General features: G+C 74.2%; 2 protein-coding genes. Both read right to left on the bottom strand.

The window, feature by feature from the left end:
• A partial coding sequence (locus tag ABZ822_RS32430) for a beta-ketoacyl synthase N-terminal-like domain-containing protein (protein WP_360862042.1) occupies window positions 1-1,486 on the bottom strand: 1,486 nt, incomplete at its 3' end.
• A 135-nt stretch (window positions 1,487-1,621) separates the two neighbouring features.
• A complete protein-coding gene (locus tag ABZ822_RS32425; RefSeq protein WP_360862040.1) occupies window positions 1,622-11,950 on the bottom strand; it encodes an SDR family NAD(P)-dependent oxidoreductase in 10,329 nt (3,442 codons plus the stop codon).
• Window positions 11,951-11,957: the final 7 nt, after the last annotated feature.

The raw sequence follows: 11,957 nt of genomic DNA, 5'->3' as shown, positions 1-11,957 counted from the left end.
GCAACGCCCCCTCACCCCGCGCCGACACCGGCCACACCACCACCGAGCCACCACCGGAACCCGCAGACCCCGCAGAACCCGCAGACTCCACGGCCCCCTCGACCGCCCCGGCCTCCTCCAGCACCACATGCGCATTCGTGCCGGAGATGCCGAACGACGACACTCCCACGCGACGCGGGCGGTCGGCGGTCCGCGGCCAGTCCCGCGGTTCGGTCAGCAGGCTCACGTCGCCCGCCGGCCAGTCGACATGGGATGACGGCTCGTCGACATGGAGGGTGCGCGGCAGCGTCCCGTGGCGCATCGCCAGCACCATCTTCATGACGCCCGCCACGCCGGCGGCGGCCTGCGTGTGCCCGATGTTGGACTTCACGGAGCCCAGCCACAGAGGCTGCTCACGGTCACGCCCGTACGTGGCGAGCAACGCCTGCGCCTCGATCGGGTCACCCAGGGTGGTCCCCGTCCCATGCGCCTCCACCGCGTCCACATCCGACGCCGACAGCCCCGCATTCGCCAACGCGGCGCGGATCACCTGCTGTTGGGAGGGCCCGTTGGGTGCGGTGAGGCCGTTGGAGGCGCCGTCCTGGTTGACCGCACTGCCACGGACGACGGCCAGCACACGGTGACCGTTCCGCCGCGCGTCCGACAAACGCTCCAGCAGCAACAGACCCGCGCCCTCACCCCACCCCGTACCGTCCGCCCCATCCGCGAACGGCTTGCAGCGGCCGTCGGGAGCCATACCGCCCTGGCGGCTGAACTCGACGAAGGCGCCGGGTGTGGACATCACGGCGACACCACCGGCCAGGGCCAGCGAGCACTCCCCCGCCCGCAGCGCCCCGCAGGCCAGGTGCAGCGCGACCAGGGACGAGGAACAGGCCGTGTCCACCGTGACCGCGGGCCCCTCCAGACCCAAGGTGTACGAGACGCGGCCGGAGACCACGCTGCCGGTGTTGCCGGTCAGGATGTGGCCCTCGACGCCCTCGGGGATCTCGCGCAGCCCGGATCCGTACTCCTGGTTGCTGCAGCCGACGAAGACACCGGTGCTGCTGCCGCGCAGGGCGGCGGGGGCGATGCCCGCGCGCTCCACCGTCTCCCAGGCGACCTCCAGCAGGAGCCGCTGCTGGGGGTCCATGGCGAGGGCCTCGCGGGGCGAGATGCCGAAGAAGTCGGCGTCGAAGCGGTCGGCCTGATGGACGAAGCCGCCCTGGGCGGCGGCGCTGCCACCGCCGCCGTCGTCGTCCCGGAGCAGCGCGTCGAGGTCCCAGCCGCGGTCGGCGGGGAAATCCGTCATGGCGTCCGTGCCGTCGGCGAGGAGCCGCCAGAAGTCCTCGGGGGTGTCGGCTCCGCCCGGCCAGCGGCAGGCCAGGGAGACGATCGCGACCGATTCGGTCATCACCTCCTGCAGCTGCTGGTTGTGCTTGCGCAGCCGTTCGTTCTCCCTGAGCGAGGCACGCAGGGCTTCGACGACTTTTTCGGAGGACATGCTCAGCTCCACACTTCGCGCTTCGTTGAAGAGGCAGGGCCGGACCTACGGCAGGGGGCACGGGAGTTGGCGGGTCCTGAGGACCGGCGGACGGCGCGGAGCGCGGCGTGCGGTGGGCAGGAGGGGCGGGGACCCGGGCCGTCAGTCATCGGCGCCCAGTGCCATCCGGACGAGGTCGTCCACGTCCATGTCGTCCACGTCCCGGGTGGCGACGTCCTCGTCGGTGTCCTCGTCCGTGCCGGGGTCCGAGCCGTTGCCGTTGCCGTTGCGGGCGGAGGGGACGGCCACCGGTGCGAGGTCCATCAGGGCGTCCAGCAGTCCGGATTCGCGGACCTTGCTGATCGGAATGGAGGTCAGCAGCTTGCGGATGGTCGCCTCGTCGGGCTCGCCCGCTGCGGCCGTGCCCGGTGCGGGTGCGGCCGGACCAGGATCGGTGCCGCCGCCGAAGTGCTCCCGGCAGAGGTGGTCGGCGAGTACGGCGGGCGTCGGGTAGTCGAAGACCAGGGTGGCGGGCAGCAGTACCCCGGTCGCGGCGTTCATCCGGTTGCGCAGTTCCACGGCGGTCAGGGAGTCGAAGCCGAGTTCCTTGAAGGACTGGTCGGGGTCGAGCCGGGCCGCGGAGGTGTGCCCGAGGACGGCGGCGACCTGACGGCAGACCTCTTCGACGAGCCTGCGGAGCCGGTCGGCTATGCCGATCCCGGCCAGTTCGGCGGCGAGGCCGGCACTGTCACCCGTACCGGCGCCCGGTACCGGGTCGCTGACGGTGCGCCGGGTGCGGGCCAGCCCGGTCAGCAGCGGATGCACGGGGTCGTGGGCGCCGAGCCGGGCCGGGTCCACAGCCAGCGGCAGCTGCACGGCCGCGGGCTGGTCGAGGGCCTCGGTGAACAGCGCCAAGCCCTCCTTCACCGTGAGCGGCGGCAGTCCGGCCCGCTCCATGCGGCGGACATCGGCATCGGTGAGGTCGCCGGTCATGCCGGTCGCCTGGGACCAGGGACCCCAGGGCAGGGACAGTGCGGGCAGGGCCAGGGCGCGCCGGTGCTCGGCGAGTGCGTCGAGGAAGGCGTTGGCCGCGGCGTAGTTGCCCTGGCCGGGGGCGCCGAGGGTGCCGGCGACCGACGAGAACAGGACGAAGGCGCCCAGGTCGAGATGGCGGGTGAGGTCGTGCAGATGGGCGGCGCCGTCCAGTTTGGGGCGCAGGACGGCGGCCAGCCGTTCGGGGCTGAGCCGGTCCACGACGGTGTCGTCGAGGACGCCGGCGGCGTGGACGACGGCCGTCAGGGGGTGCCGGTCGGGGACGGAGGCGAGGAGCGCGGCCACCTGCGCGCGGTCGGCGACGTCGGCGGCCTCGACCCGGACGTCGGCGCCGGACTCGGCCAGTTCGGCGGCGAGTTGGCCCGCTCCGGGAGCGTCGGGGCCGCGGCGTCCGGCGAGCAGCAGATGGCGTACCCCGTGCTCGGCGACCAGATGCCGGGCGAGGAGGGCGCCGAGGCCGCCGGTGCCGCCCGTGATCAGGACGGTGCCGTCCGGGTCGAGCGGTGCGGGGACGGTCAGGACGACCTTGCCGATGTGGCGGGCCTGGGACATGTGGCGGAACGCTTCGGGTGCGCGGCGTACGTCCCACGGGGTGACGGGCAGGGGGGTGAGCACGCCGGCTTCGAACAGGTCGACGAGGGCGGTGAGCATCTCTCCGATGCGGTCGGGGCCCGCTTCGACGAGGTCGAACGCCTGGTATCGGACGCCGGGCTGACGCGCCGCCACGTCCTCGGGGTCGCGGATGTCGGTCTTGCCCATCTCCAGGAAGTGTCCGCCGTGGTGCAGCAGGCGCAGGGAGGCGTCGACGAACTCGCCGGCCAGGGAGTCCAGAACGAGGTCGACGCCGCGGCCGCCGGTCGCGGTGCGGAAGGCGTCCTCGAAGGCCAGGTCGCGCGAGGAGGCGATGTGGGTGTCGTCCAGTCCGGCCGCCCGCAGGGCGTCCCATTTGCCGGGGCTCGCGGTGGCGTACACCTCGGCGCCCAGGTGGCGGGCGAGTTGGGTGGCGGCCATGCCGACGCCGCCGGCCGCGGCGTGGACGAGGACGGACTGCTCGCCGGTGACACCACCGAGGTCGACGAGGGCGTAGTACGCGGTGAGGAACACGATCGGCACTGAGGCCGCCTGCGCGAAGGTCCAGCCGTCGGGGATACGGGCGACGGTTCGGGCATCGGCCACGGCGACGGGTCCGTAGGCGGCGGGGAACATGCCCATGACGCGGTCGCCGACGGCGAATCCGGTGACGCCGGGGCCTGCTTCGGTGACGACTCCGGCACCTTCCAGGCCGAAGTCGCGGGCCGGTCCGGGGTACATGCCGAGCGTGTTGAGCACGTCGCGGAAGTTGACGCCCGCGGCGCGCACGGCGATCCGTATCTCGCCCTCGCCGAGGGCGCGTTCGGCCTCGGGCGCGGCGACGAGTTCCAGGCCGTCGAGGGTGCCCTTGCGGACCGTGTCGAGCCGCCAGGCGCCCCTGGCCGAGGCGTGCGGCGGGCGCAGCGCGGCGTCCGGGTCGGTGCGGTCGATCCGTGGCAGGTGCACGGAGCCCGCCCGCAGGGCGAGTTGGGGGTCGGTGCCCAAGAGCGCGCCGGGCAGCGCGGCGAGTGAGGCGGTGGCGCTGTCGGTGTCGACGAGGACGAACCGGCCGGGGTGTTCGGACTGGGCGGAGCGCACCAGGCCCCACGCCGCTGCCGCGGCGGGGTGGCGTACGGCGGGCCCGGCGGGCCCCTCCGGCATGAGCGCGTCCCGGGTCACGAGCACCAGGCGGGTGGCGTCCAGACCCCGTTCGGCCAGCAGGTGCCGTACGAGGGTGAGCGCCTGCTGCGCCGCCGCGTGCCCGGCCTGCTCGAGGGTGCCGCTGTCGCGGGGTACGACGGCGAGGACGGTGCCGGGCGGGGCCGATCCGGGCTCTCCGCCACCGGTGGCGAGGGCCGCGAGGTCGGTGTCCCGGGTGAGGTCGACGGGCACGCCTGCGGCGGTGAGTTCGGCGGCGAACTCCCGCCCCGCGGCGTCGCCCAGGACCGTCAGGGTGTCCGTCGTCGGAGCGTCCGCAGGAGTCGGAGCGTCCGGCGTCGTCGCGGCGTCCGTGTCCCGCCGAGCGGTGGACCGGGCGTCGGCACCGGTGGATCGGGCGTCGGCAGGTGCCTGCGGCCGCCAGTCGAACCGGAACAGGTCGCCCGATCCCCGGTGCGGCCGTGCGCGCATCCGCTCGGGATCGATCTCGCGCAGGGTGAGCGAACCGATGGAGGCGACCGCCCGTCCGGTCGTGTCGGCGACATCGAGGGTGACGGCGTCGCCGCCGTGCAGGCTGAGCCGGACGCGTACGGCGGTGGCACCGGTGGCGTGCAGGGTCACGTCCCGCCAGGAGAACGGCAGCCGGCCGGGCGCCGCTTCGTCCATCGGCAGGTAGGCGGTGGCGTGCAGGGCGGCGTCCAGCAGCGCGGGGTGCATGCCGTAGTGGGGGGCGTCGGCGTGGGCCCGCTCCGGGAGGGCGACCTCCGCGTAGACGTCGCCGTCGACGCGCCATGCGTGGCGGAGCCCCTGGAAGACGGGTCCGTAGCCGAACCCGGCCTCGGCGAGGCGGTCGTAGGTGTCGCCGACGGGCAACTCCTCGGCGTCCGGGGGTGGCCAGGCGGCCAGCGGGGTGCCATCGGGCTCCGGGCGGGCGCCGGTGGCGAGGATGCCGTCGGCGTGCAGGGTCCAGGCCCGGTCGGGGGCGGCGTCGGCGGGACGCGAGTGCATACCGAGGGGCCGGTTGCCGTCGGCGTCCGGTGCCCCGATGCGCAACTGCAGGGTGACGGACTCGTCCTCCGCGAGCAACAGCGGTTCGACCAGGGTCAGTTCGGCCACCCGGTCGCAGCCCACACGGTCGCCGGCGAGCAGGGCCAGATCGAGGTAGGCGGTGCCGGGCAGGACGGAGGTGCCACCGACGGCGTGGTCGGCCAGCCACGGCTGGTCCGGCAGGGAGAGCCGGCTGGTGAAGACGTGTCCACCGGCGTCGGCGAGGTCGACGCGGGCACCGAGCAGCGGATGTCCGGCCTCGGCGAGACCCGCCGCTGCCAGGTCGCCCGCACCGCGGCCGCCTGCGGCCGGCCAGTAGCGCTCCCGCTGGAACGGGTACGTCGGGAGATCGACGACCGCGCCGGAACTTCCCGTTGCGGCGCTCCAGTCGACATCCGCGCCATGGGCGTGGGCACGGGCCAGGCCCGCCAGGAGGCTGCCGGGCTCGTCCCGGCCGGTACGCAGCAGCGCGATGGCGGGGGTGCCGGCGGGGTCGTCGACGGCGTCGGCCGCCATCGCCGCCAGGGTGCCGTCGGGACCGATCTCCAGGTACCGGCTGACACCGAGATCCTCCAGCGCCCGTACGCCGTCGTGGTAGCGCACGGCCTGGCGCACATGGCGCACCCAGTAGTCGGGCGAGCCGAGTTCGTCGGCTCCGGCGGGCCGCCCGGTGAGGTCGGAGATCACGGGAATTCGGGGCTCGTCGTACCGCACCGAGGCGGCGACCTTGCGGAAGTCCCCGAGCATGGGCTCCATCAGCGGTGAGTGGAAGGCGTGGCTGACGCGCAGCCGCTTGACACGCCGGCCCAGACCCTCGACCTGCGCGGCGAGATCGAGCACCGCGGCCTCCTCGCCGGAGACCACCACGGCCCGAGGACCGTTGACGGCGGCCACGCCCACCTGGTGCTCCCGGCCGTCCAGGAGCGGCAGCACCTCTTCCTCGGTGGCCTGGAGGGCGACCATGGCCCCGCCACCGGGGAGGGCGTCCATCAGCCGGCCGCGGGCGGCGACCAGCGTGCAGGCGTCGGGGAGGGAGAGGACTCCGGCGGCGTGCACGGCGGCGAGGGAACCGATGGAGTGGCCGAGCACATGGCTCGGCGTCACACCGAGGCTGCGGACCAGCCGGTAGAGCGCCACTTCCAGCGCGAACAGGGCGGGCTGGGCGTAGCCGGTGCGGTCGAGCAGCCCGCCGGTGCCGTCGCCGAGGACCGCCTCGTGCAGCGGGACGTCGAGTTCGTCAGAGCCGAAGTGGGCGCACACCGCGTCGAAGGCTTCGGCGAAGGCGGGGAAGGCCCTGTACAACTCTCCTCCCATGCCCGGGCGTTGGGCACCTTGTCCGGTGAACAGGAAGGCGGTGCTTCCGCCGCGCGCGGCAGCGCCGGGTTCGCCGGTCCGCAGCTCGCCGGAGGCGAGCAGGGAGAGGTCGGCGAGCAGGTCGTCGCGGCCGGTGCCGAGAAGCACCTCCCGGTGTTCGAAGGCGGGCCGGGTGGTCGCCAGGGAGTGGCCGAGGTCGGCGGCGGAGAGATGCGGGTGCCGGGCCACGTGGTCCAGCAGCCGCCCGGCCTGGGCGCGCAGCGCCTCGGGGGTGCGGGCGGACAGCGGCCAGGCCGTGATCCCGTGTGAGGCCGCGGGGGCGGCCGCGGCCGGGGCAGCGGTTGTCGCGGCCGGGGCGGGCGGTGCCTCTTCCAGGATCACATGGGCGTTGGTGCCGCTGAAGCCGAAGGAGGAGACACCCGCGCGCCGTCGCCTGCTCTCGTCCTGCGGCCACGGCTGAGTCTCGGTCAGCAGCCGTACGGCGCCGGAGGCCCAGTCGACGTGGGTGGAGGGTCGGTCCGCGTGGAGGGTGCGCGGCAGCTCGCCGTGACGCAGCGCCAGCACCGTCCTGATGACGCCGGCGACTCCGGCGGCGGCCTGGGTGTGGCCGAGGTTGGACTTCACCGAGCCGAGCCACAGCGGCCTGTCACGGTCCTGGCCGTACGTGGCGAGGAGGGCGTGTGCCTCGATGGGGTCGCCGAGAACGGTGCCGGTTCCGTGTCCCTCGACGGCGTCGACATCAGCCGGTGCGAGGCCGGCATCGGCCAGCGCCGCCCGTATCACCCGTTCCTGGGAGGGGCCGTTGGGGGCGGTCAGACCGTTGCTGGCGCCGTCGGAGTTGACGGCGCTGCCGCGGACCACGGCGAGGATCCGGTGTCCGTTGGCGCGGGCGTCGGACAGCCGCTCCACGAGCAGCATCCCGGCGCCCTCGCCCCAGCCGGTGCCGTCCGCGTCGTCCGCGTACGCCTTGCAGCGTCCGTCCGGTGCGAGGCCGCGCTGACGGCTGAACTCCAGGAACGCCGCCGGAGTCGACATCACGGTGACGCCGCCCGCGAGCGCCAGGTCGCACTCGCCCGCGCGCAGGGCACGCGCCGCCCAGTGCAGGGCGACCAGGGAGGAGGAGCAGGCGGTGTCGACGGTGACGGTGGGCCCTTCCAGACCGAGGGTGTAGGAGATACGGCCGGAGACGACGCTGGCGGCATTGCCCGTGCCGAGGTAGCCGTCGACGTCCGCCGCCGAGGTGCGCAACAGCGCTGTGTAGTCCTGGCCGTTGGTGCCGGCGAAGACTCCCGTACGGGAGCCGCGCAAGCTCCGCGGGTCGACGCCCGCGCGCTCCACGGCCTCCCAGCACACCTCGAGCAGCAGCCGCTGCTGCGGGTCCATGGCCAGCGCCTCGCGGGGCGATATCCCGAAGAACGCGGGGTCGAACCGGTCGGCGCCGTCCAGGAAGCCTCCGGTGCGGGCGTAGCTGGTGCCCTCGTGGGCGGGGTCCGGGTGGTACAGGGAGGCGAGGTCCCAGCCCCGGTCGTCGGGGAAGCCGGTCACGCCGTCGCCGCCGGAGGTGAGCAGGTCCCACAGCGTCTCGGGCGTATCGGCACCGCCGGGGAGCCGGCAGGCCATGCCGACGATGGCGATGGGCTCGTCCGCGCCGATGCCCGCGGCGGGGGCGGGGGTGGTGCCGGCCCGGGCCCGTGGGTCGCCGGTCGGAAGGGACCGCAGCAGATGGGCGGCGAGCGCGGCCGGGGTGGGGTGGTCGAAGACGACGGTGGGCGTGAGCCGCAGCCCGGTCCGGCGCTCCAGCGCGTTGCGCAGGTCGACCGCGGTGAGTGAGTCGAAACCCAGGTCGCGGAAGGCGCGTTCGGGATCGGCGGGCGGAGTGGCCGCGGCATGGCCGAGGACGGTGGCGATCTCCGCGAGCAGCAGACGGAGAACGGCGGCCGGCCGCTCGGACTCGGGCAGCGCGGCGAGCGTACGAGCCAGCCGTCCGCCCGAGCGTGCGGCCCCCGCGGTACGGCGTGCGGACGCGGCGGGGTCGCGCAGCAGGGCAGGGGTGGGAGTGGCGGCACGCGCGACGGACAGATCCAGCCGGACCGGCAGCAGCACGGCCCGGTCCTGCGTCAGCGCGAGGTCGAGCAGGGCCAGGGCGTCCGCGGTGTCCAGGGGCGCGATGCCCGCGCGGGCCATCCGGGTGCGGTCGGCTTCGCCGAGCCCGGCCGTCATACCGCTGTCATCGGCCCACATGCCCCAGCCGAGGGCGAACGCCGGCCGGCCCTGTGCGCGCAGTGTGGCGGCGAGTGCCTCCAGAAACGCGTTGGCTGCGGCGTAGTTGCCCTGGCCGGGACCGCCGAGCCTGGCGGCGGCGGACGAGAACAGGACGAACGCCGACAGGTCCATGTCCCGCGTCAGCCGCTCCAGATGGACGGCGGCGTCGGCCTTGGGCCCCAGCACCGCCGAGATCCGCTCCGGGGTCAGGGCCGGGATCACCCCGTCGTCGATCACCCCGGCGGCGTGGAAGACGGCGCCGAGCGGATGCTCCGGCGGTACGGCGGCCAGCAGCGCGGACAGGGCCGAGGGGTCGGCGACGTCGCACGCGGCGGCCGTCACCTCGGCACCGGCCTCCTCGAGTTCGGCGCGCAGGTCGGCGGCACCGGGCGCGTCCGGTCCGCGACGGCTGACGAGCAGCAGATGGCGCACTCCGCGGGTGGCGACCAGATGCCGGGCGATGGCTGCGGCGACGGTGCCGCCCGCGCCGGTGATCAGTACGGTCCGCTCCGGATCGAGAACGAGCCCGGTGGATTCCTCCGGGACGTGCCGGGTGAAGCGGGGAGCGTACGCACGGCCTGAGCGGAGCGCGATCTCCGTCTCCTCCGCGTCCACCGCGTCGACGACGGCGGTGAGGAGGGCCCCGGCGTCCGTGCGGGTGCCGGTGTCCGGGGCGGCGTCCGTGCCCGTTTCCGCGGCGGCATCGGAATCGGTTTCGGTGTCGGTTTCGGTGTCGGTTTCGGTGTCGGGTTCCTGGGCGGGATCCGTGTCCGCGGGGGTGTCCGCGGCGGTGTCGGTGTCGATGTCCACGAGCAGGAAGCGGCCCGGGTTCTCCGACTGGGCCGAGCGCACCAGACCGCGTACGGCTGCGGTGGCGAGGTCGGCGACCGGTTCGCCGGGCCGGGTCGCCACCGCGTTCCGCGTGACCAGGACCAGCCGCGTATCGGCCGTCCGCTCGTCGGCCAGCCAGCGCTGCAGCACCCGCAGGGCCGCGGAAGCCGACTCGTGTGCGGCGGCGGGCAGTTCCGCATCGTCGCCCCGGCAGGACATGAGGACCAGTTCCGGCACGGCGGCGTCGGAGGCATCGGGTGCGTCGGGTGCGTCGAGTGCGTCGAGGAACGTGTCCAGGTCCGGATGGCGCTCGGCGTCCGCCGCGGCGGGTACGGCACCCACGACGGCCACCGTCGCGCGACGCACCGGCCTTGCGGTGGCGGCCAGTTCGGCCCAATCGACAGCGAACAGATCGTCGCTCGACGCGCCCGCGGCGGGCAGGGACAGTTCATCGGCCGGGGTGAGGCCGACCGCACCGACGGTGGCGACCGGGGCACCCGACTCATCGGCCAGGTCCAGCGACAGCCAGCCGTCGGCCAGGGCCCGCATCCGGACCCGCAGTACCTCCGCTGAGGCCGCGTACAGGGTGCAGTCCCTCCACGTCACCGTGAAGCCGCCGGGGTGCCCGAGCGCGGGGGCCAGGTGCAGAGCCGCGTCCAGCAGCACCGGATGCAGCGCGACCCTCAGGGCGTCGGCCCGGAACTCCTCCGGTACGGCGACCTCGGCGCACACCTCGTCTCCGGTCCGCCACACGGCAGTCAGGCCGCGGAAGGCCGGGCCGTGGTCCAGCCCCCGCTCCCGCAACACCTCGTAGATCGCCTCGATTTCCTCGGCGTCGAGTTCCTGGGCGCCCGGCGGCGGCCATGTCCCGTCCGTCTCGTCCTGCTGCGGCTCGATCGCCGTGGCAGCGGCCGGTGCCACGGCGCCGCGGGCGTGGCAGGTCCAGGGCCGGTCGGCATCGTCCTCGCCGACCGCCGCGGCGACTCCGGTCGTGGCCGGCCGGGAGTAGCAGGCGAACGGCCTGACGCCGTCCTCCCCCGGGCCGTCGAGCACGGCCTGGATCTCGACGGGCGCACGGCCGTCGAGGACGAGGGGCTGCTCCTGGCCGAGTTCGACGAGGTGGTCGCAGCCGACCCGGCCGCCGAGATGCAGCGCGAAGTCGAGGTACGCGGCCGTGGGCAGCACGACCGCCCCGGCCACGGTGTGGTCGGCCAGCCACGGGTGGGCACCGGTCGAGAGGACGGTGGTGGAGACCACGGCCGAGGAGTCCGCCAGGGTCACCGCGGCGCCGAGCAGCGGATGCCCTCCCCCGCGCCGCCCGCTCCCGGGGACGGGGTCGAGCCAGAACCGGCGCTGCTGGAAGGCGTAGGTGGGGAGGTCGACAGTGCGGGCGCCGGGGTGGAGCGCGGACCAGTCCGGGCTCTGCCCGTGCACATGCAGCGTGCCGACGGCGCCGAGCAGGGTTTCCGCTTCCGACCCGTCCTTGCGCAACGCGGGCGCCAGGACGCGCCGGTCGTCGTCGAGCAGGGTCCGGGCGAGGGCGGTGAGTGTGCCGTCGGGCCCGAGTTCGACGAACCGGGTCGTCTTGCTCTCCGCGAGGGTGCGGACGGCGTCGGCGTACCGGACGGTCCGGCGGACGTGCTCCACCCAGTACTCCGGCGAGCACAACTCCTCGCCACTGGCCACCTCGCCGGTGACCGTGGAGACGACCGGCAACTGCGGCGACTCGTACGCCAGACCCTCCGCGACCTCCCGGAACTCCGCCAGCATCGGCTCCATCAACGGCGAATGGAACGCGTGACTCACCCGCAACGTCGTCGACTTGCGGCCCTGGGCACGGAAGCCCTCCGCGATCTCCTCCACTGCATCCCGGTCACCGGAAACCACCACCGACCGCGGCCCGTTCACCGCGGCAAGACCCACACGGTCGCTCAGCAGCGGCAAGGCCTCGTCCTCCGACGCCTCCACCGCCACCATCGCCCCACCCTCGGGCAACGCCTGCATCAACCGACCCCGCGCCACCACGAGTCGGCAAGCGTCGGCCAGCGACCAGACACCCGCCACATGGGCGGCGGCGATCTCACCGATCGAATGACCCGCGAGCACATCCGGCCGCACACCCCACGACTCCAGCAACCGGAACAACGCCACTTCCAGCGCGAACAACCCAGGCTGCGCGAACTCCGTACGATTCAGCAGCTCGACATCGTCACCGAAGACCACCTCCCGCAAAGAGAAAGGCAGTTCCGCGTCCACCGCATCG

Source organism: Streptomyces sp. NPDC047108 (assembly GCF_040643575.1).
Taxonomy (GTDB): Bacteria; Actinomycetota; Actinomycetes; order Streptomycetales; family Streptomycetaceae; genus Streptomyces.
The sequence above is the reverse complement of the archived record's forward strand: the minus strand, read 5'-3'. Positions and strand labels throughout refer to the sequence as shown.